Source organism: Parendozoicomonas sp. 209JJ7-1, from assembly GCF_058147085.1.
Map to the genome: position 1 here is coordinate 143,889 of NZ_JBYVJU010000001.1, position 22,234 is coordinate 166,122.

Genomic DNA, 22,234 nt, shown 5'->3' on the forward strand with positions numbered 1-22,234 from the left:
TTCTATGAACACCATTCTTCTGGCCGGCACACCAAGGTCAGGTTCAACGCTTACCTGCCAACTCCTGAACACCCTTCCCAATGTCGTAGCCCTTGATGAACCCCTGGAGGGCGACTACGACAGTATGGACACTGAGGCAGAAAAATTTACAGGTTTTCTTGACCGTAAAGTTGAGGAATGGAGGACCTCACTTATTCATAAGCGCACTGCTTTCTCTATCCAGCACCAGGGTCGCATTGAGCAGCACTATGATCATGGGAAGAAGCATGGGAAGGAGGACAACCTGCGGAACAGACAGGTTGAATATGGGAAAATTACCATAGATAAACCCCTTAGCGAAGATTTCACTCTGGTAATTAAACAGCCTTTTACGTTCATGGTTTATGGTGAAATACTGTCAAAGAAATACCCGGTTTTTTCCCTGCTGAGAAATCCCCTGGCAGTTATAGCCTCATTAAACACCCTGCGGGGCTGGGAAAATGCCTACCGGGCCGGTCACAAAAGGCAGGCTCCCGATTATGTCGAAAAAGTGCAGAAGATGACATCAAAGGCGGAACGGCTGACAGCTTTTATGGAGAAAACCTTCCGTGCCTGTCTGCACCTTCTTATACAGGATCGGGTTATTCTCTATGAAGACCTCGTAAGCTCTTCCGGCAGAGTTCTTGGAAAAATCACACCACTGCCGGAAGGCACCTCCTGGCCACTGGAGAACAGGAACCTGAACCTTGCATCTTCCCCGGAAGAAGTCCGGGAACTGGGAGAGCACCTGCTGAACTTCAACGGTGCTTACTGGGAGTTTTACTCAAAGAAGAGCGTTCTTGAGCTTATGCCCCCCCCTCCATAAGACATATCTGCGCAAACCTTCAGTACACGACGCATTAAATATAAATTCCAGCATTTTGAAATCCGTCCAGGCAGAAACACCTGGATTGCTATTTACTCAAAACCGCCTATATATTCTCAGCCAACTAGTATCCGTCGTACAGAAACAAACCCAGCCTGAGATTTTCCCAATGTGTCCTTATCACGCCCCACTTATAAGGAAAGTAACCGCCATGGCCAAAGCCGCACATCCTGAAAGTGATAAGCCCCTGTCCAATCTTGAGTGCCTGGAGTCTGAAAGTATTCGGATATTTCGTGAGGTTACGGCCTGCGCAGAGAATCCGGTGATGCTCTACTCTGCGGGCAAAGACTCTTCGGTGATGCTGCATCTTGCTCAAAAAGCCTTCTGGCCCGCCAGAATCCCATTCCCGATTTTGCACATAGATACCGGCTGGAAATTCAGAGAGATGTATGAATTCCGGGATCGCCGTGCGGCCAGTGTCGGCGTAAAGCTGCTCGTGCATATAAATCCCGACGGACTGGAAAAAGGCATAAACCCTTTTACCCACGGTTCTGAAGTTCATACCGACATTATGAAAACCCAGAGTCTGAAACAGGCCCTTGACCTGTACAAGTTTGATTTTGCCCTTGGTGGCGGACGCAGAGATGAAGAGAAATCCAGGGCCAAAGAACGAATTTTCTCCTTCAGAACCCATCACCATCAGTGGGACCCGAAAAACCAGAGGCCAGAAGTCTGGTGGACCTACAACTGCCACAAAAGCAAAGGCCAGAGCATACGGGTTTTTCCGTTATCCAACTGGACGGAACTTGATATCTGGCTCTACATCCGTCGAGAAAAAATCCCTGTCGTTTCCCTCTATTTCTCAGCCCTCCGTCCGGTTGTACGCAGGGACACTGGTCTGCTGATGGTCGATGATAAACGCTTCCCCCTACACCCGGAAGAAAATCCCGAACATTTAAACATTCGCTTCAGAACCCTGGGGTGCTATCCACTGACCGTCGCTACAGAGTCCAGGGCCACCAGTGTCACCGATATTATTTTTGAGCTGTTGTCAGAGAAACACTCTGAACGACAGGGACGTACTATCGACAGTGACGGCACCGGAGCCATGGAGAGAAAAAAACGGGATGGCTATTTCTAATGAACCCCCTTAACCAGCTGGAACACCGGGATCAGCTCCGTGTCGTTGCCTGTGGCAGCGTTGATGATGGGAAAAGTACTCTTCTCGGTCGCATGCTTTACGATTCTGGCCAGATTTACGAGGACCAGATGGAGGCCCTGGCTACAGACTCAAAAAAGTACGGCACCCAAACCAGTGATTATGATTTCAGCCTGCTGCTGGACGGGCTGAACGCAGAGCGGGAACAGGGAATTACCATTGATGTTGCCTGGCGCTTTATGGCCACGGCCAAACGCATGATCATTCTCGCTGACACGCCCGGGCACGAACAGTACACCCGCAATATGGTGTCCGGTGCCTCCACTGCGGACGTGGCAATAATTCTGATTGACGCCAGCCTGGGTATAACAGAGCAAACATGGCGTCACAGCTTTATTGTCTCCCTGATGGGGGTCAGTAAAATTATCGTTGCTATCAATAAAATGGATCTCGTGGAATACAACCGGAGTATTTACGACGAGATCTGCAGTAATTATCAAGCCTTCAATCGGAAACTCGCCTTTTCCGACCTGACCCTGATCCCCATCTCTGCCCTTAAAGGCGATAACATCACCAGCTCCAGTACCTGCACGCCTTGGTACGAGGGGCCAGCTCTGCTCCCTGCAATACTGGAAACAACACCTCCCGATAACCGCAACCACACCTTTCGTATGCCTGTGCAATGGATATGCCATACAGGCTCCCATTTTCGCGGACTTGCCGGCGCGGTGACTGACGGTGAAATTTCAATAAACGACAATATTCTTATTCTTCCGAGAAATACCAAAGCCCGGGTGAAAAGTATTATTTTCTGGCACGATGACAAAACCCGTTTAATTTCCGGCGAGTCCGGGATAATAGAGTTGGACCGGGATCTTGATGTCTCCCGCGGAGACTGGCTGGTAAAACCGGAGGATAACAATATCCTCTCAGACAGCTTCAATGCGTATTGCGTCTGGATGGGTGAAACCGCCCTGACACTTAATCAGGATTATATTATTCAGTGTGGCTGCCACAGCCAGAATGCCCGGATAACCTCCGTTAAATCCGTTATCAATATGGGCACCCTCAGCAACGGCCCCGGGCGGAGCACACTTGAAAAAAACGATATTGCCATGTGTCACCTGAGCCTTAACAGCCCGGTTCTTCTGGATACCTATAAAAACAGCCGTGAAACCGGCAGCTTTATTTTGATAGACCGCATCAGCTGTCACACTGTAGCAGCCGGAATGGTAGAAACCATTCTTTCCCCCAGGCAGCCAGAGACAGCACCTCTTCCATCCATAAACGATAAAAACATAGTCAATAAAAGTACCCGAAGCGCCCTGAAACACCAAAAGCCCTGTGTACTCTGGTTTACCGGTTTATCCGGTGCGGGAAAGACGACTATAGCCAGACATCTGGAAATACTGCTGCACAAGCACGGGCTTCATACTTTCATCCTCGACGGAGACGAGCTTCGTAACGGACTCAGTGACGACCTGGGTTTCAGCGAAAAAGACCGGCAGGAAAATATTCGCCGCGCCGCAGAAGTGGCCGCGCTGCTGGTAGATGCCGGCCTGATTGTTCTTGCGACATTTATTTCCCCGTTCAGGGGCGGCCGACAGATGGCAAGATCACATTTTGGTACAAAAGAGTTTATTGAGATTTATGTAGACACCCCTCTCAACGTTGCAGCCAACAGGGACCCCAAAGGACATTATAAGGATGCCCATTCCGGGAAAATTCCCATGTTCACCGGCCTGGATTCCCCCTATGAACCACCAAAACAACCAGAACTGACCCTCCATACCCTGCAGCAAAGTCCGGAAGAGTCAGCCCGGATCGTTTACCAGTGGCTGCTTGAACACCATATTCTCATCCCCATTGGAACCCGTTGAGAAGTAAGTTTCCTCCCAATGATTGAACAATTCGGTTTTATCGGTATAGGCATGCTGGTCGGCTTCCTGGTCGGAATGACCGGCATGGGAGGAGGCGCTCTGATGACCCCCTCCTTAATAATGATGAATGTGCCAATAGGTGTGGCCATAGGTACAGACCTTTTGTTCGCGGCCTTCACCAAAGCCCTGGGTGTCTGCGTTCACCACGTAAACAACAATATCAACCTGCAGGTAGTCAAGCTTCTGTGCATAGGAAGTATTCCAGCAACCCTGGGCACTACATTATTTCTGAAGAAATTCGGAGTAGGCTTCTACCTGCCCCACATCATAAGACCGACACTGGGGGTTTTACTCCTGCTCACAGCCCTGATTCTCTTCTCTATTGACTCGATTCATGCTTTCAAGGAGAAAGCGCCCCCCCCTGTCACAAACAACAGTACTCTGACAGCAGCTCCGCCATTAAGGACCAAGTCCTTATACATCATCCTGTGCGGCTGCCTGCTGGGTATTCTTGTCACTCTGTTTTCTGTGGGCACAGGAACCCTGGGCACAGTTATCCTGTTTCTGATATTCCCCGGCTGGAAAGCAGCCCATATCGTTGGTACAGACATTGGCCACGCCATGACTTTGACAACTATCGCAGGACTTGGCCATTTGCTGATTGGAAACAGCGACGTAAAACTGCTGCTGTTTCTGTTGATGGGCTCACTGCCCGGAGTGTATCTGGGAGCCAAATCTACGGCAATGATTTCAAATACCAACATGCACCGCATACTGGGTTCCATTCTTGCTGTCATTGGCAGTTCATTTATCTTTTAGGCATCTCTCTTAGAACCTGTTCATGATCTTTCGTGAAAAGAGAAAATGCCGAGGTTTTGACAACCCCGGCCTTTCCCACCTCAAACAGGGAGCCTCCGCCTACACTGGATATATCACCCTGAAAAACAGAGTGACTCCTGAAGTACCAGATAGCAGTGAGGTTCAAGATGTTCTGGAAAGGATGCCAAATACTGGCGATTGGATTCGCCCTGTCAGCTGTTTCAGGCTGCAGCTCATATCCCTTCAAATATGCCCCCTATTCCCCGCCCCATGCCTTCTCCAGCTGGAGCGAGGTGGAAGCCTCGGTAAAGCGACTGGAAACTTATGCTGTAAACTGTCAGACCAGCGACAAATCACAGAATTGCGCAACGTTTAATAATGAGTTCCAGCATACCCTGGCACGGATAGTCCGCACAGAGTTTGAACTGGCAGTCACTCATATCAAACGCCTGAGCCATTTGCGCTCTGTTAGCTGGAACGCCCGGTGAACCCAGCGTACTTTGACGGGCTCTACCATAACGGCCGCTATTTTGAAGTGACCCAGGAGGAGTACGCCATTCACTGGCCCTGCCACGAAGGCTGCAATGGTGAATTGTTTGTGCCCATGGCACGGCTCTGGCAACAAAAGCTCGGAAACTTTCGCTTACGATGTCCCTGTTGCCAAAGCCTGTGGCAAGTGGAGATCACCAGTCTGTCACGGCCGATGCAGGCGGATATTATTGAACTGGATGATCAGCCTGCCAATTCAAATTTATTCTCACCCAGGCGCTCTTCAGCCAGATAACGCTTTAACTCCGGTATACAGGAACCACAATTGGTTCCTGCTTTTAACTCAACACCCAGCGCTTCTACCGACTCACAGCCTTCGGCAATCTTTCCGCAGATAGCCCCTTCCGAAACTCCAAAACAGGCACAGACCACCGCCCCCCGGGACTCTCCGGAGCCACTGAAACCTGCAAGAATACGCCAGTCTGCTTTTTCCTGGACAAACTGTTCACGCAGCCATGAGCGGTCGATATTCAAGGGCTTATCAGACACCAAAAGCACACCCTCAACCCCATTATTCACGACAACAGCCTGACGTTGTATGCCTTGGCTATCCGACAGTTGCACCCTGTCACCCTCGGGCATCAAAGACTCCAGAACAGGCTGGCTACCCTGGTAAGCGAGTTCATAGCGCCAGCCCCCCTCTTCCCTGACGGCAACACAATAATCCACATTCGGCATAGCAACAGGTTTACGGGTGAGCAGAACCCCATACCATTGGGCCTCGTAAGCCTTAATGCGTACGGGTGTTGCCTTGCTGTCCGGCTGCCGGGAGACAGGATCTGTACGGGAGTGGACAAGGGGCCCCATCAATCCGCCCTGACAGAGCTCCCGAGTCCAGTGCATGGGCATAAATACCTGCCCGGGAACCATAGCCTTATCAACCTTCACCCGGGCCAGGGCAAGCCCCTGACGGGACTCAAGCACAGCTAGTTTACCGTCTTCAATGCCATAGCTGCCGGCATCACCGGGATGCAACTGTACAAACGGCTCATCAATATGACGATTTAATCTTGGGGAAAGGGATGTCCGGGTCATAGTATGCCACTGGTCACGAATACGACCGGTGTTTAATACAAGAGGATATTCAGAATCCCGGGTAATACCTTCCACCTGATCAGGCACTATAAACCGGGCTTTGCCAGACACTGTTGAAAAACCGCCACAGACAAAAAGACGGGAGCTGTTATCTTCGCCATTTTCTGGCATCGGCCACTGTTGAGGCGAAAGGGCATCATACTGCTCACGGGTAACAGATTTTAATGCTCCAATATTAAACATGCGGAAACTTTGCTCCGGTCTGTTTTCAAAAGCCGATAGTGCAGCATGCTCACGAAATATATCGGACGCATGGTGATAGTCAAAAGCTTCACCATGGCCGAGTCTTTGCCCTACCCGGGATAAAATCCACCAATCCGGCTTTGCTTCACCAGACATAGGAAACAACGCCCGTTGACGGGATATACGACGCTCGGAGTTTGTGACGGTACCGTCCTTCTCACTCCAGGGCGCAGCTGGCAGCAGAATATCGGCGAAAGCCGCAGTATCAGTGCCAGCCATACAGTCCGATAACACCACATGTTCGCAATTTTCCAGAGCCTGACGCACTTTATCCGCATCTGGCATAGTGACTGCAGGATTGGTTCCCATTACCCAGAGAAAACGAATCTCGCCACGACCAGTGGCCTCAAACAGGTCTACAGCTGTCAAACCCGGCTTTTGAACCATACTGGCGGCTTTCCAGAATCGTCGGACACGATCCATATCATCCGGATTGCTGAAATCCATGTGGGCCGCCAGCTGGTTTGCCAGCCCTCCCACTTCCCGTCCACCCATAGCATTGGGTTGGCCAGTTAACGACAACGGCCCACAACCCGGCTTACCGATACGTCCGGTGGCCAGATGCACATTAATCATGGCATTCACACGATCTGTGCCATCAAAACCCTGATTGGAACCCTGGGACCAGGCGGTTACGGTTTTATCGGTTTCAGCAAACCATCGGTAAAATGTTTCCAGACGCTCTACATCCTGACCACAAACTTCCGCTGTCGCCTGAATACTTGGTGCCAACCCACGGGCATTGGCCAGAGCCTGTTCAAAATTCTCCGTATGGGCATCAATCCAGGAATGGGCAGCAAAACCATTATCAAACAACCATACCAGCAGGCCGGCAAACAGAACGGTATCGGTGCCAGGCTTTAACGGCAGATGAAGATCAGCGGTTTCACTGGTGGCTGTTCCCCGGGGGTCAATCACCACTACTCGCCCGGACTTGGCCGCCTGAATACGCTGATAGATCACTGGATGGCACCAGGCGGTATTGGAACCCACTAGTATAATCAGGTCTGCCAGCTCCAGATCTTCATAACAGCCGGGAACAATATCTTCCCCGAAAGCCCGCTTATGGCCTGCCACCGTAGAGGCCATACATAAACGGGAGTTGGTATCCATATTGGCACTGCCAACAAAGCCTTTCATCAGCTTGTTGGCTACATAATAATCTTCAGTTAACAGCTGACCGGAGCCGTATATCGCGACACTGTCCGGCCCGTACTGACGAATCACCGACTGCATACGCTTGGCAACAACATCCAGAGCCTGTTCCCAGGGAACCTGCTGCCCATCCACTTGGGGGTGCAGTAACCGTCCTTCCAGACCAACGGTTTCCCCAAGGGCCGAACCTTTGGAGCATAAGCGCCCGAAATTGGCCGGATGCTCCGAATCACCAATAATCCTGACCTTATGGGCTGCTATATCCTCTACAGTGGCTTCAATACCACAGCCCACACCACAATAGGCGCACGTCGTTTTTATACAGGTATCCGTCACGTCATTCCCGCTTTATTATTACGCTTATTGCCGTCAGGCAGCCTGTCCGTCTTTAGCCACATAGCCCTGGCCGAAAATCATCATATCCCGTATTCCGGAAATATCCTGACCGGTCTCAATCAGTTCCTGATACCACAGGGCATCGGAGGCATCGCCGTAGAACAAGGCTCCAACAAGACAATTCCCCTGAAAGGTCAGCTTTCGATACAAACCCTGGGACGGCATACTGACAATCCGCAGATCATCACTGCTCTCTCCGGCAAAGTCACCCAGGGAGAAAAGCTCAATACCTGTGACTTTCAGGCGGGTTGGAGTCACTTCAGAAACGAACCCATCACCAGCTTTACCCAGTAACACATCCGCCAGAATTCGCGCCTGCCGGTACACCGGTTCAACCAGGCCAAAGACTTCGCTATCAAGCTGAATGCATTCCCCAAGGCCATAAATATGAGGATCATCAGTCTGCAGGTAAGCGTCCACCAGCACGCCCCGCTCACAGGGAAGGTCACAGGCTTTCATTAAATCAATATTGGGCTGTACCCCAGCGGCAAAGATAACCAGATCCGCAGGAACCACCCGGCCATCAGCAAACTCAACAGCCGATACACGACCATCTTTTCCCTGAATAGCTTTGGTATTCACGCCCAGCTCAAGGGTCAGTCTCTGGTTTTTCAGATGAGTGGCCAGCAGACCACCGGTATCTTTATCCAGCTGGCGATTCATCAGCACCGGACAGTTATGGACAACAGTCGTATTCATACCCCGGCTCTGCAAAGCACAGGCCGCTTCAAGACCCAACAGGCCGCCACCAATAACTACAGCATGACCGCCCCCCGCTGCCGCGGAAAGCATCCACCCCACATCATCCAAAGTACGGAAGCCCATCACTCCATCAAGGTCATGACCGGGAAGCGGAATAATAAAGGGGCGGGAACCTGTTGCCAGAACAAGGCGATCATAGGAGAACACTTCACCACCAGCCGTTGTCACCTGCTGTAACTCCCGGTCAATACGGGTGACCCGATAGTTTTCACCGGAGAACAATTTGATGGCGTTATCCGAATACCACTCAGCCGGACGCAGAACAATACTGTTCGCACTTATATCCCCGGCCAACAGTGGCGACAACATAATCCGGTTATAACCGGGCACAGACTCACCGGACAGTACTGTAATCTGATAATCATGGGACTCCGCCGCTAAATGCTCCAGCAGCCGGACACTGGCCATACCATTGCCCACTACCAGCAACTTCTCTGGCTGCTTCACATTCATAATCAGGCGGCCTGCTGGCCTGAAGCTTTATTCAGTGCCACCTGCACCCTTCCACCTTCAACACGGACACTATGGACAGCAATCGATACACCGTCGTCCTCAATACATTGACCAGTGGTCATAGAAAAGTGCTGTTTATAAACAGGAGAAGCCACCACAAGCTCTCCCTTCAAATCACCGGTAATACCCCGGGCCAGTACATTGGCACCGCTGAAGGGATCATGGTTATCAATGGCGTACAGTTCGCCTTCAAGCAGGAAAATAGCGACCTGATGGCCTTCTACAAGCGCACCTGCACCCAGGTTCTCCGGCAGGTCACTGAAAGAGCAGATAGTTTCCCAATTCATAATGTTCTCCAAAATCCCAGAAGTGGACTCCATTACCGAAGGGCCGGAGTCTGATTGTGTATTTCAAGCGCCAGGATGGCGCGCTAGCGACTTGATACATGGAGGTATCGATGGAGCGGAAATACACAATCAGACACCGATCCATGCACCAAATCTCTTCTATCACCTACATCATCAGGCACTTCTGGCGATAATTTTCTCTTCCTCCGATGCCGGGCGAATCTGGCCGCGCTCTTTAACAAACACGACATTGCTGTCCTGCTCATCGGAATTCACATAGTGGCGGAAACGCTTCAGCTTCTCCGGGTCTTCAAGAGTGGTCTTCCATTCACACTGGTAAGCATCAATATTGGCTGCCATCTCCTGGTCAAACTGCTCACACAGACCCAGGCTGTCTTCCAGAATCACCTCTTTCAGGTAGTCCAGCCCACCCTCCAGGTTATCCAGCCATACAGAGGTCCGCTGCAGACGATCAGCAGTACGCAGGTAAAACATCAGGAAACGGTCAATGGTCTGAATCAACTGTTCAGCATTCAGTTCCGTGGCAAACAGATCCGCATGACGGGGTTTCATACCACCATTGCCGCATACATACAGGTTCCAGCCCTTCTCTGTCGCGATAACACCCACATCCTTGCTCTGGGCTTCCGCGCACTCACGGGTACAACCGGAAACCGCCATCTTGATTTTATGGGGAGAGCGCAGACCGCGATAACGCTCCTCAATCTTGATCGCCATACCGGCACTGTCCAGCACACCGTAACGGCACCATGTCTGGCCCACACAGGACTTCACCGTTCGCAGAGATTTGCCGTAAGCGTGGCCCGTCTCAAAACCGGCATCCACCAGACGCTTCCAGACCGCCGGCAACTGATCCACCCGCACACCAAACAGATCAATACGCTGGCCACCGGTAATCTTGGTATAAAGGTCGTAATCCCGGGCCACCTCGCCAATCACAATCAGCTTCTCAGGAGTGATTTCACCACCGGGCACACGGGGCACAACAGAATAAGTTCCATCCTTCTGCATATTGCCGAGGAAATAGTCGTTCGTGTCCTGCAGAGGCGCATGCTCCGGCTTAAGGACATACTCATTCCAGCAGGAGGCAAGAATGGAACCAACAGTCGGCTTACAGATATCACAGCCCTTGCCGGTACCATGTTTCTCAATCATCTCACCGAAGGACTTGATCTCACCGACACGCACCAGGTGATACAACTCCTGGCGGGAATAAGGGAAGTGCTCACAGATATCTTTCTTAACTTCCACGCCCAGCTGTTCCAGTTCATAGTCCAGCACCTGCTTGACCAGTGCCGTACAACCACCACAACCGGTACTGGCTGAAGTCGCGTCTTTCAGACTGGCCATATCCTGACAGCCACCGGCCACAGTGCCGGTCAAATCGCCTTTGGTTACATTAAAGCAGGAACATATCTGGGCCGTATCCGGCAGTGCCGCCACGCCCAGGCCAGCGGGCTCATCACCAGTCCCTTGAGGAAGAATCAAACCCGCCGGATCAGCCGGAGGGCGAATATCATTCAACATCATCTGCAGCAGGGAACCATACTCTTCCGCATCCCCCACCAGTACCGCACCCACTACTTTCTTTTTGTCGCCGGACACTACCAGCGACTTGTAAACTTCTTTCTCTTCATCAATAAAGCGGTAGCTCAAGGCACCGGGAGTGCGAGCCTGGGCATCACCCACACTGGCCACATCCACACCCATCAGCTTGAGCTTGGTGCTCATATCCGCGCCGTTAAAGCCAATCGTGTCCTGACCCAGCAGATGGTCAACAGTCGCCTGCCCCATCTGGTAACCAGGAGCCACCAGACCAAAAATCCTGCCATCCCACAGGGCACATTCACCGATGGAATAGATATTGGCATCGGATGTCTGGCAATTGTCGTTAATCACGATACCGCCCCGCTCGCCGACCTCCAGACCACTCTGGCGGGCCAGTTCATCACGGGGGCGGATACCGGCGGAGAAAACAATCAGATCAGTATTCAGTACTTCACCATCGGCAAACTGCATCTGGTGAGTAGCGCCCTCTCCATCGGTAATCAGCCGGGTATTTCTGGAGGTATGAATATTCACCCCCAGACTTTCAATCTTGTGGCGCAGCATGGCACCACCACCTTCATCCACTTGCACCGCCATCAGGCGGGGGGCAAATTCCACCACATGGGTGTCCAGTCCAAGGTCTTTCAGGGCCTTGGCCGCTTCCAGACCCAGCAGACCACCGCCCACAACCGTGCCTACTTTAGCGGTACGGGCGGCTTCGGTAATGGCTTCCAGGTCTTCAATCGTTCGATACACCAGGCAACCATCCCGGTCATGCCCGGGCACAGGAGGAACAAAAGGATAGGAACCGGTGGCCAGCACCAGCTTGTCGTAGCGCACCCTGCGACCAGAAGCAGAGGTAACTTCACAGAGCTCGCGATCAATAGTGTCGACCTTGTCAGACAACACCAGCTCAACACCCTCCTGGTCATAAAAACCTTCAGGTACCATGGACAGCTCATCGGCGGCAGTGCCGGTAAACCAGGAAGTTAAATGAACTCTGTCGTAAGCTGGCCGGGATTCCTCACCAAAAACAATTACCTGATATGACTCCAGACCGCCGGACTGAATCAACTGTTCAACAAAGCGGTGCCCCACCATGCCATTTCCGACAACAACCAGTGTCTCTTTCTTATTCATTCACGGCCCCAGAACTTTCTGCATTTTTATTCTGATAAAACATCAGATGTTTTTGCCTTTGTGCCTTTTACTGCAGATGCCGTGCCCGGGAAGGAAAAACAATTATATTTCAAGAAGTTAAATAAAAATCACAATATAAAACCCATAACTGCAATGGAAAATGCGCACCATTTAAAAACATAAACAAAAATCCTTATTACGATTTCGGTGCACAACAAAACACAACCAGTCCAACAACATCTTTAAGTACCTGGACAATCGTTTTCAGTAACTGCTCAGGTACTGATGATATTTATGCTGCGATGGACCACAGTCGCAGAATGCCCCCTTGACTTCAGAGGGCACCTCCAATAAACCACCCGACTCCAGAATATCTATTTATTCCAGAATCCTGCAGATATCCTGGGGCTGACCCAAGACATTGCACACACACCTATCATCATTATCCATGCAGTCTGATGTGTAATCATCAATAGGGTTAGGGATATGGAAAAGCTTGTGACGGGAACAGTGAATATCCATGGCAACCCATGGATTTGAAAAAGTATTGGAAAGTTTGGGGCCATCTCCCAGGGTGGTCACGGTGATAGGAAACTGGTCTTTATGAACGCAGGTATAGTAAGCCATGCAAGGTTCATTTTTATGACAGCCACTGAGGATCGAAAAGATGGGCAGGGAACCGGTTCTTTCCAGATCAATGGACGCGCCATTTTTCTGGGTAATTCGAATCCCCTGATGACAGCCCCAGTTCTCAACTTTGATACAGCGGGCTTCTGCCAACGAGCCCCCCGCCCAGAGCAAAAAACAAAAAGCCTGAAAAAGCCGCGGCCAGGAAGGAAAAACCATAAAAGAGCCTCCACTACAGATGCTGACTGGACTCAGTCATCGGCACTTGAGTGTAGTGGATCAGGTTATTACCCCTGGAAAATAAAAGTCACTTTTCAGACTTGTTTATAACTGTTAGCCCGGATATTTCATAAATTGCCCCGAAGATCGCGTCGGGCCTTGTTGCTCTAAGGTGTTTGGCGAAGAAGCGCCGTACCGGGGTGTACGGTCGACTGAGTCAAATCGCCTTAGAGCGGCAGGGAACAAGCGAGATCGGGAGCATGTTTATGAAATATCCGGGTTAGAGCCTGTTCATGATCTTTCGTACGAAGGTATTGATCCGGTCCATGAGCAGATCAGTTTTGACAATCAGTGATGGCTGCACATTTTTGAAGCATCGGCAGACAGGCCGCTTTCAGTTTCTACCAGCTTGCCCTTACCCAGAAAAAGGTCAATGATGCCATTGGCACTGAGTTCACTTACAGAACAGGTATGGAATTGCGCGTCTGCGCCAAACTGTTCAGCCAGTGTCGCCAATAGCTCTTCCCTGGGCCAGTCGTACTCAGCCTCCAGAACCAGCTTAAGAATATTACGACCGTGTACAGATTGGCTCATACCTGCCTCTATGTATGCTTTCAAGAGTTGTAAAACCGGCAATTAGCGGTTGAAGCACAATACTTCAGCTATTGTTCCATAGGGATCCGTAATTGTGCCTAAAGATAATCCGGAAACTGACGAAAGGGTCAATAATGAACAGACGCGCTTTTATCGCCGGAAGCCTGGCTGGTGTCTCCACCGGGCTGGTATTGCCAACACTGGCTTTTAATGAACTGCCTGACACACCTCTGGCCGGACATATCTATTTCACCGCAGATCAGCCCGGGCGTTTCAGTTCCAAGGCAAAATCCCATGTACCCGAAGTGACAGTTACCCACTCAGGAGCAGCTGCACAGGTACAGGTTCGCACCAACCATGAAATGCGGGCCTGGGAACACTACATCATCAAACATCAGCTGTTTGACCGGAACCTGAAGCTACTGGATGAACATATGTTTAACCCGGAAAAGGACAAAGTACCCCTTTCAACATTTACTCTGCAGAATTACCAGGGGCTGCTATTTATCACCAGCATCTGTAACAAACATGACCTGTGGCTGGCACAAGTTAACGTTTAAAACCCCCGGACGAAGCTGGATTGCGCTTTTCTGGTGCGTAACTTCACAAAAAGCCCTGCCAGCAGCGGCATTATCCCCATACAGGTCTGAGTGCTCAGGGATTCTACCGTCGGGAACACCTCCAGCCCGCTTATTGTCGGCCAGCCTTCCAGCCAGGTATTGGGAAGCCAGCCGGATATCTGCAGCCCCAGCACGGCCTTACCAGAGAAAACAACAGACAAGCCGTAAACAGGGAGCTTTACCAATCTCTGGTTAAGCTCCCTGTTTTTGCCATTAGGTTACTGATCAACAAGGTGGAATTCGGGGTGGATGTTTATGCCAAAACACACATTTGGCCTACTACCCCTTCTTGTGACTTTCGTCCTGCAGCTGCTGATTCTGCCCATACCCACCCCCGATATCTAAAGGTACAATCCCCTCATTATGTTTTCTTAAGCACCTGCCGAGCCCCCCCTGAACATTGCAGCATCAGGATCACTCCAAAGGTAGCAACTGAGTATCTATGACCAAACTCACCCTGGATCAACTGGAACATCACCTCTGGATGGCGGCCCACATTGTCACCGGCCCCATTGATGCCTCAGACTACAAAACCTACATATTCCCAATCCTGTTCTTCAAACGGGTCAGCGATGTCTTCGATGAAGAACTGAACACGACGGTAGAAGAGTACAATGACGAAGCACTCGCTCGCACTATGCGTGAGAACTTCACAGTATATATCCCGCAAGGTTCACACTGGAAAGATGTGTTCTTCCGCAGCCAGGATATCGGCGAAGCACTGAAAACCGCTTTCCGTACCATCGAGACAGAAAACGACGATCTCTACGGTATCTTCGGCGATGCCCAGTGGACCAACAAAGAACGCCTGCCAGATCACTTAATCCACCAGCTGCTGGATCACTTCAACAAAGTTCATATGGGGCTCAGTGAAGTCCGTGTGGATGATATGGGCCTGGCCTATGAATTTCTGATCAAGAAGTTTGCCGACAAAGCCAACAAGAAAGCCGGTGAGTTCTATACCCCGCGCACCATTGTCCGGCTAATGGTGAATATTCTTGATCCACAGGAAGGTGAAACAGTGTATGACCCGGCCTGTGGTACTGGCGGCATGCTGCTGGAAACCATTCACCATGTACGCAGGCAAGAAGGCGATGCCCGTCGTGTGCATCTGTACGGCCAGGAGAAAAACCTGACCACAGAAGCCATTGCCCGTATGAACCTCAAACTCCATGGTCAGGAAGACTTCACCATTCTTCGTGACGACACCCTTCGCCATCCACGCTTTATCCGTAACGACCAGCTGCAGAAGTTCGATTGTGTACTGGCTAATCCCCCTTTCAGCCTGAAAGAGTGGGGCCATGAAAGCTGGGCGTCGGATCGCTGGGGCCGTAATGAATTTGGCATCGCTCCCAAAACCAATGCCGACTTTGCCTGGGTGATGCATATGTTCACCTCCATGAAGGCAAGCACCGGTCGTATGGCGGTAGTATTGCCCCACGGAGTTCTGTTCCGTGGTGGCTCAGAAGCGAAAATCCGTAAACAGCTGTTAGAGAACGGGCATATCGAAGCCATTATCGGTGTGGCTTCCAACCTGTTCTATGGCACCGGTATTCCTGCCAGCATTCTGGTGTTGCGGGCCAAGGCACAGCCCAAGCGTTCGGTGCTGATTATTAATGCCGAAGAAATCTTCACTAAAGGCCGCGCGCAAAACACCCTGTCTGAAAAACAGTCCGACAAGATTCACAGCATCTACAACGCTCAGCATAAGAAAAATGCCGAGCCGATAGAGGGCGTAGCCCGCTGGGTGCCCTACAGCGAATTGAAAGATAACGACTTCAACCTCAACATCGCCCGCTATGTGCAAAAGCCGCTGGAAGAAGAAACTATTACCGTGGAAGAAGCCCTGAAAGATTTCCAGAACAAGCTGCAAGCATTAGAAGAGGCCGAAAACGAACTGGAAGCCCTGCTGATTAAAGAAGGGTTTGAAGTATGAGCACTGAAGCAAAAGCAAAACTGATCACCCAGAAAGACCTTGAGAGCTTGCTCTGGGGAGCCGCCGAACACCTGCGCGGGCAGATCGACGCCTCCGACTACAAGCAGTACATCTTCCCGCTGCTGTTTTTTAAGCGCATTAACGATGTGTTTGATGAAGAATACCAGATCGCCCTGAAGGACTACGACGGCGATGAAGAGATGGCCCTTGCACCAGAACAGCACCGCTTTACCGTGCCGGACGATGCCCGCTGGGCGGAAGTTCGCCGGGCCACCAGCGATATTGGCCGCACGTTAAAGCTGGCGTTTCAGGATATCGAGAAAGCCAACGATGAGCTGTACGGTATTTTCGGTGATGCGCCCTGGACCAACAAAGAGCGTTTGCCCGATCATCTGTTGATCTCTCTGATCGACCATTTCAGTAAAATCCCATTAGGGCTGTCTGCGGTGTCTCAGGATGATCTGGGTGCCGCTTACGAATACCTGATCAAGAAGTTTGCCGACGATTCTGGTCATACGGCGGCAGAGTTCTATACCAACCGTACTGTAGTGCATCTGATGACCCGGATTATGGAACTCAAACCCGGTGAGTCTGCCTACGACCCCACCTGCGGCACCGGCGGTATGCTGCTGAATGCCGTGATGGATTTGAAGGAAGGCCATAACGAGTGGCGCACCGTGAAACTCTACGGTCAGGAAGTGAACCTGCTCACCTCCGCCATTGCCCGTATCAATATGTTCCTGCACGATATTGAAGACTTTGATATCCAGCGGGGCGATACCCTTGGCGAACCCAAGTTTATTGAACAGGACCGGCTGAAACAGTTTGACTGCATCTTTGCCAACCCGCCGTACTCCATTAAAAAGTGGAACCGCAGCAAGTTCTCTCAGGACCCATTCGGCCGGGCCGAATACGGCACACCGCCACAGGGCTGTGCCGACTACGCCTTTTACCAGCATATTATCCAGAGCCTGAAACCCGATACTGGCCGGGCCGCCATGCTCTGGCCCCATGGGGTGTTGTTCCGGGATTCTGAAGCCAGTATTCGCCAGAAGATTATTGAAGCCGACTTGGTAGAAGCCGTGTTTGGTCTGGGGCCGAACCTGTTTTACAACTCGCCGATGGAATCCTGTGTGGTGGTGCTGCGCCGCAATAAGCCTGCGGAACGAAAAAACAAGATTCTGTTTATTAACGGGGTTGATCTGGTCACCCGTGAACGGGCCCACAGTCGTTTGTCGGATGATGATCTGGAAAAGCTGGTCGGTAGTTACTTTGAGCCGGAGCAACACAGCGATGTTGCCCGTCTGGTGGACCTGAGTGAAATCGCCGACAACAGCTACAACCTGAGTATTCCGCTCTATATCCAGGTCAGCAACGGCCACCATGAGCATGATATTGAAGGCGCCATTGAAGACTGGAAGGTCAGCCGTACCCTGCTGAAAAAGCAAACGGACGGATTGTTTAAGGCACTGAAAGAGATTGGGTACGGAGTCGAGTAATGGCCAGTTCTTCAAATAAGCAGTTAACAGAGAAGCAAATCGCTGAAGGCTGGCGCGTGGTGAAGTTTGGGGAGATGGCTAACCAGATTTCCAAACGGGTAGAACCCTTAGAAACCGATCTGGAAGTCTATATCGGGCTGGAACACCTGGATAGCGGCAGCCTGCGTATTAAACGTCACGGTCATCCTTCTGATGTAAAAGGTCAAAAACTGCTGGTGCACGCCGGGCAGATTATCTTTGGCAAGCGTCGTGCTTATCAGCGCAAGGTTGGTGTGACTGAGTGTGATGCTATCTGCTCTGCCCATGCGATGGTTCTGGAAGCCAGACCGGAAACGGTTATTCCTGAGTTTCTGCCGTTCTTTATGCAGTCTGATCTGTTTATGAATCGAGCGGTGGCGATTTCTGAAGGTTCACTGTCGCCGACTATTAAGTGGAAAGCACTGGCCAACCAGGAGTTTCCGCTGCCGCCGGTGGAGCGGCAGAGAGAGCTTATTGCAATTTTTTCTGCTCTGACTTCTTCTAAAGAAAGCTCTGAAGATGTTTGTGAAACTGCTGAAATACTAGCCTATATGCTTTTCCAGCATGAAACAGATAAATTCTGTAAAGGTAAATCTCCTGTACTGCTTGGATCAGTACTTACCAGTATTGATGCAGGAAAAAGCCCCAAGGCCATTGACAGGCCACCACAGAAAGCTGAAAAGGGTGTTTTAAAAGTCAGCGCTGTAACCTCTAGATTCTTTAACGCAACTGAGTCAAAAACATTACCTGAAACATATACGTTTACAGATATTCAGGTAAATGAGGGAGATTTTCTTTTAGCACGGGCAAATGGAAATCCTGACTTAGTTGGGCGCTGTGCGATAGTTGATAAGTTACCTGAGCAGCCACTTATGCTCTCAGATAAAACTCTGCGCCTACGTCTCGATGAAACAAAAATCAGACCCAAATTCCTTTATCTCTACCTGAACTCTCCTTTTGGTAGAAAACAAATAACAAAGTTATTTAGTGGTAGCAGTGGTCAAAAAAATATTTCTCAAGATAAATTGAAGAAACTTAAAATCATGCTGCCGGATATTGATATTCAAGACAGAATTATTGATGTTACTGATTCACTATTCACGTTAAAGAATGTAGTCAATAGCAAATCAATAAGACTCAATTCTTTGCATAAAGCTATTAACTCTGAACTCGCTGCATAGGCCCATATCAAGGAAGTTTGCTAATGCCCTTCAACGAAGCCAACACCATAGAAGCCGCCCTGATCGACAAACTCACCACCGGCCGGAGCCTGAAGTGGAACTTTGTCCACGGCGAACAACTCCCCAAACAGGCCGGTGATGTGCTGATTGGTGAGTACCTGCACGATGCCCTGTGCAAGCTCAACCCAGATCTGTCGTCAGACTCTTCAGGAGAGAAGGCCGACGAAGTGATCTACAAACTCAAGGGTGTACTGCTGGAAGCCAGAAACAGCGGACTGGTGCGGGCCAATGAGCAGTTTATGGAATGGCTGTTGGCGGAAAAGTCGTTGCCTTTCGGTGAAGATGGCGAGCATATTACCATTCGGCTGATCGATTTTGATCAGCCGGAGAATAATCACTATGTCATTTCTCAACAGGTGGAATTTATTGGCCAGAGCCAGGCGTTTTTTGATCTGGTGTTATACGTCAATGGTATTCCACTGGCGGTAGGCGAAGTAAAAACCCCGGTGCGTGGTGCCATCAGCTGGCAGGATGGCGCGGCGGATTTTATCGGCGGTAAAAAACGTTACTGGGAATACTGCCAGACCTTTTTTGTGCCCAACCTGCTCTGCTTTGCCAGTGAGGGCAAAACCTTTGCCTATGCCTCGATTGGTGCTGGCTATAAAAACTGGATGCCCTGGCACAGCACCAAGGATGAAGGGCAGATTCCCAAATCCCTGAGCAGTGTCACCAAAAGCGCAAAAGGGCTGCTGAACCCGAACACGCTGCTGACCATGCTGCGTTCTTTTGCAGTGTTCTCCACCACCAAAACCGAAGATGGCAAGCCGGGCAGAAAAATCAAGATTCTGGCCCGTTACCCGCAGTTTGAAGCCGCTAACCAGATTGTGGAACGTGTGGTGGGGGGCGAAGTGCGTCAGGGTTTGATCTGGCATTTTCAGGGTTCTGGTAAATCCCTGCTAATGCTGTTTGCCGCCCGAATGCTGAAAGCCCGGCAGGATATCGGCAACCCCACGGTGATTGTGGTGGTGGACCGGAAAGATCTGGATTCCCAGATCAATGCCGTGTTCGACAATGCGGATATCAAAAACGTCACCCAGGCGAAAAGCTGTAACGATCTTGAAAGACTGCTGCGGCAGGATACTCGCAATGTGCTGGTTACCACCGTGTTCAAGTTTCAGGAAGTGGTGATTGATGAAACCAACGAAAACGGCTTGAACCCACGGGACAATATTATTGTGCTGGTGGATGAAGCCCACCGAACCCAGGAAGGTAACCTGGGCGGACAAATGCGCTGGGCGCTGCCCAATGCGTTCTTCTTTGGTTTAACCGGTACGCCCATTTCCGGGCTGGAAAAGAACACCTATAAACTGTTTGGTGCCGAGCAGGACCCTGGCCGTTATCTCAACCGTTATTCCTACAAACAGTCCATTCGGGATGAAGCCACGTTGCCGGTGAAGTTTGACCCAAGGCTGGTGGAACTGCGGGTAGACCGGGACCAGATTGATGCCGAGCTGGATAAACTGGCCGAAGCCAATAATCTCGACGAAGAACAGAAAGCCCTACTCTCTGAAAAAGGCGGCAAGCTGGCGCACCTGCTGACTGCACCGGATCGGCTGGAAGCAGTGGCCGACGATATTGTTGAGCACTTCACTTCCCACGTTGAGCCGAAAAACCTCAAAGGCATGGTAGTGGTGTATAACCGCGACGCCTGTGTGCTGATGTACGACCTGCTCAGTAAACGACTGGGTGAGGGTGCTGTTGATGTGGTGATGAACGTCAGCGGTGGTACGGTCGAGGATGAGAAAGACGATAACGGGCAACCGAAAAAGAAATCCAAGGACTGGCTGGAGTGGAATCGCAAAGAGTACCCCATCACCAAGGAAGATTTTAAACGCTGGCAGACCATTGATCAGGAAACCGGCGTTCAGGAACAACTGCTGGAAAAGTACAAAGCTGCTAACCACCCGTTAAAGCTGATTATCGTCACCGCCAAACTGCTCACCGGGTTTGATGCGCCGATCTGCTACGCCATGTATCTGGACAAGCCCCTGCGGGACCACACTCTGTTGCAGGCCATGTGCCGCACCAACCGTTTATACGGCCCCAATAAGCGCAATGGTCTGGTGCTGGATTATCTGGGTGTGTTTGAGAATGTCGCCAAGGCGCTGGATTATGACCCTAAGGAGATCGACGGGGTGATTGAAGCCCTGGAAGCCATGAAGAAGCTGTTCCCGGAAGCGATGAAACTCTGCCTGGACTTCTTTCCCAATGTGAATCGTTCCATTGGTGGCTTTGAAGGTTTGATTGCTGCTCAGGACTGCGTCCCCACACAGGAGCAACGCGACGCTTTTGCGGCCCAGTTCAATGTACTGCGACGTATGTGGGATGCTCTGCACCCGGACGAGTTCCTTACCCCCTACAAAAACGACTACAAGTGGCTGGCTCAGGTGTTTGAATCCCTGCGTCCGCCCAGCGGCGGAGGCCGTTTGTTGTGGGAAGCCCTCGGTGCAGAAACCATCAAACTGATTCATGAGAACGTGACGGTTAACCGGATTCGGGATGATCTTGATGAACTGGTGATTGATGATAAAGCCATGCTCGACCTCACCGATGAAGAACGGGCCAAAAACGCCAAGAAGCTGGAAATCAGTTTGATTGGCCGTATCTCCAACCGGGATGAACCTGAGTTTAAAGCCCTGGGTGAACGGCTGGAGAAACTGCGGGCGGATTATGAAGCTGGTGTGTTAAGCAGTCTGGAGTGGTTGCAGGAGCTACTGGAAGCAGCCAAGGAAGCAGTGAAGGCAGAGAATACCACTGAGGTTCAAGTCGTTTCTGAGGACAATGTGAAAGCACTGAGCCGGTTATTCAAAGAGCTCAAGCAGGATGCAACGCCAGAGATCATTGGCCGGATTGTGGAAGATATCGACGATATTGTGAAAGCAACCCGGTTTGATGGCTGGCAGTCCACCAAGAAGGGGGAACGGCAGGTGCAGCAAGCATTGCGGAAGACTTTGCATAAGTACGGCCTGGCTAAAGAGCAGGAGCTTTTCAACAAGGCGTATGCTTATATCAAAGAGAATTATTAAGCACCTTTGACCCCAGCTAATATCGAGCCGGGGTTTAAGCTTC

18 protein-coding genes are annotated in these 22,234 nt (G+C 50.9%); 11 read left to right on the forward strand and 7 right to left on the reverse strand.

The window, feature by feature from the left end; translation table 11 throughout:
- Positions 1–4 precede the first annotated feature (4 nt).
- The 6 genes from ACY2RQ_RS00640 (at position 5) to ACY2RQ_RS00665 (ending at position 5,486) form a co-directional block, all read left to right on the forward strand.
- Positions 5–844, forward strand: a complete 840-nt coding sequence (locus ACY2RQ_RS00640) for a sulfotransferase (protein ID WP_490111011.1) — start codon at positions 5–7, stop codon at positions 842–844.
- A gap of 211 nt (positions 845–1,055) precedes the next feature.
- The gene (gene cysD, locus ACY2RQ_RS00645) at positions 1,056–1,985 is read left to right on the forward strand and encodes a sulfate adenylyltransferase subunit CysD (RefSeq protein WP_490111012.1); all 930 of its coding nucleotides are present in this window, start codon (positions 1,056–1,058) and stop codon (positions 1,983–1,985) included.
- Complete coding sequence (gene cysC / locus ACY2RQ_RS00650; protein WP_490111013.1) at positions 1,985–3,883, forward strand: adenylyl-sulfate kinase; 1,899 nt, start codon at positions 1,985–1,987, stop codon at positions 3,881–3,883. The genes cysD and cysC overlap by 1 nt, the downstream gene beginning before the upstream one ends.
- Positions 3,884–3,901: 18 nt before the next feature.
- Positions 3,902–4,702: a sulfite exporter TauE/SafE family protein gene (locus ACY2RQ_RS00655; RefSeq protein WP_490111014.1), complete on the forward strand. Its 801-nt coding sequence runs from the start codon at positions 3,902–3,904 to the stop codon at positions 4,700–4,702.
- Between the two features lie 167 nt (positions 4,703–4,869).
- Positions 4,870–5,190: a hypothetical protein gene (locus ACY2RQ_RS00660; protein ID WP_490111015.1), complete on the forward strand. Its 321-nt coding sequence runs from the start codon at positions 4,870–4,872 to the stop codon at positions 5,188–5,190.
- Positions 5,187–5,486: a hypothetical protein gene (locus ACY2RQ_RS00665; RefSeq protein WP_490111016.1), complete on the forward strand. Its 300-nt coding sequence runs from the start codon at positions 5,187–5,189 to the stop codon at positions 5,484–5,486. Before ACY2RQ_RS00660 ends, ACY2RQ_RS00665 begins: the two co-directional genes overlap by 4 nt.
- On the opposite strand, the gene ACY2RQ_RS00670 is transcribed toward ACY2RQ_RS00665, so the two are convergent.
- The 6 genes from ACY2RQ_RS00670 to ACY2RQ_RS00695 all read right to left on the reverse strand — a co-directional run bounded on the left by ACY2RQ_RS00670 (position 5,435) and on the right by ACY2RQ_RS00695 (position 13,851).
- A complete protein-coding gene (locus ACY2RQ_RS00670) occupies positions 5,435–8,080 on the reverse strand; it encodes a nitrate reductase (RefSeq protein ID WP_490111017.1) in 2,646 nt (881 codons plus the stop codon). The two genes, ACY2RQ_RS00665 and ACY2RQ_RS00670, sit on opposite strands and share 52 nt — an antisense overlap.
- A 33-nt stretch (positions 8,081–8,113) precedes the next feature.
- Complete coding sequence (locus ACY2RQ_RS00675; RefSeq protein ID WP_490111018.1) at positions 8,114–9,355, reverse strand: NAD(P)/FAD-dependent oxidoreductase; 1,242 nt, start codon at positions 9,353–9,355, stop codon at positions 8,114–8,116.
- A 2-nt stretch (positions 9,356–9,357) separates the two neighbouring features.
- Positions 9,358–9,702: a nitrite reductase small subunit NirD gene (gene nirD / locus ACY2RQ_RS00680; protein WP_490111019.1), complete on the reverse strand. Its 345-nt coding sequence runs from the start codon at positions 9,700–9,702 to the stop codon at positions 9,358–9,360.
- Between the two features lie 174 nt (positions 9,703–9,876).
- On the reverse strand, positions 9,877–12,411 hold the full coding sequence (gene nirB, locus ACY2RQ_RS00685; RefSeq protein ID WP_490111020.1) for a nitrite reductase large subunit NirB: 2,535 nt from the start codon (positions 12,409–12,411) through the stop codon (positions 9,877–9,879).
- A 378-nt stretch (positions 12,412–12,789) separates the two neighbouring features.
- Positions 12,790–13,191 (reverse strand): hypothetical protein, encoded by a 402-nt coding sequence (locus ACY2RQ_RS00690; RefSeq protein ID WP_490111021.1) that lies wholly within the window; start codon positions 13,189–13,191, stop codon positions 12,790–12,792.
- A 414-nt stretch (positions 13,192–13,605) separates the two neighbouring features.
- The gene (locus ACY2RQ_RS00695) at positions 13,606–13,851 is read right to left on the reverse strand and encodes a YecH family metal-binding protein (RefSeq protein ID WP_490111022.1); all 246 of its coding nucleotides are present in this window, start codon (positions 13,849–13,851) and stop codon (positions 13,606–13,608) included.
- A 134-nt stretch (positions 13,852–13,985) separates the two neighbouring features.
- Here ACY2RQ_RS00695 and ACY2RQ_RS00700 point away from each other — a divergent pair, with 134 nt between their 5' ends.
- Positions 13,986–14,411, forward strand: a complete 426-nt coding sequence (locus ACY2RQ_RS00700; RefSeq protein WP_490111023.1) for a desulfoferrodoxin family protein — start codon at positions 13,986–13,988, stop codon at positions 14,409–14,411.
- Here ACY2RQ_RS00700 and ACY2RQ_RS00705 read toward each other — a convergent pair.
- Entirely contained in the window at positions 14,408–14,656 is a 249-nt protein-coding gene (locus ACY2RQ_RS00705; RefSeq protein WP_490111024.1) for a hypothetical protein, read from the reverse strand. The two genes, ACY2RQ_RS00700 and ACY2RQ_RS00705, sit on opposite strands and share 4 nt — an antisense overlap.
- Before the next feature lie 257 nt (positions 14,657–14,913).
- On the opposite strand from ACY2RQ_RS00705, the gene ACY2RQ_RS00710 reads away from it, so the two are divergent.
- The 4 genes from ACY2RQ_RS00710 to ACY2RQ_RS00725 are packed head-to-tail and all read left to right on the forward strand — an operon-like array spanning position 14,914 to position 22,191.
- Positions 14,914–16,407 carry a type I restriction-modification system subunit M gene (locus tag ACY2RQ_RS00710; protein WP_490111025.1) on the forward strand — a complete coding sequence of 498 codons (1,494 nt, stop codon included), beginning with the start codon at positions 14,914–14,916 and terminating at the stop codon, positions 16,405–16,407.
- Positions 16,404–17,906 carry a type I restriction-modification system subunit M gene (locus ACY2RQ_RS00715; RefSeq protein WP_490111026.1) on the forward strand — a complete coding sequence of 501 codons (1,503 nt, stop codon included), beginning with the start codon at positions 16,404–16,406 and terminating at the stop codon, positions 17,904–17,906. Before ACY2RQ_RS00710 ends, ACY2RQ_RS00715 begins: the two co-directional genes overlap by 4 nt.
- Positions 17,906–19,105 carry a restriction endonuclease subunit S gene (locus tag ACY2RQ_RS00720; protein ID WP_490111027.1) on the forward strand — a complete coding sequence of 400 codons (1,200 nt, stop codon included), beginning with the start codon at positions 17,906–17,908 and terminating at the stop codon, positions 19,103–19,105. The genes ACY2RQ_RS00715 and ACY2RQ_RS00720 overlap by 1 nt, the downstream gene beginning before the upstream one ends.
- 23 nt (positions 19,106–19,128) lie before the next feature.
- The gene (locus tag ACY2RQ_RS00725; protein WP_490111028.1) at positions 19,129–22,191 is read left to right on the forward strand and encodes a type I restriction endonuclease subunit R; all 3,063 of its coding nucleotides are present in this window, start codon (positions 19,129–19,131) and stop codon (positions 22,189–22,191) included.
- The last annotated feature ends 43 nt before the right edge of the window (positions 22,192–22,234 follow it).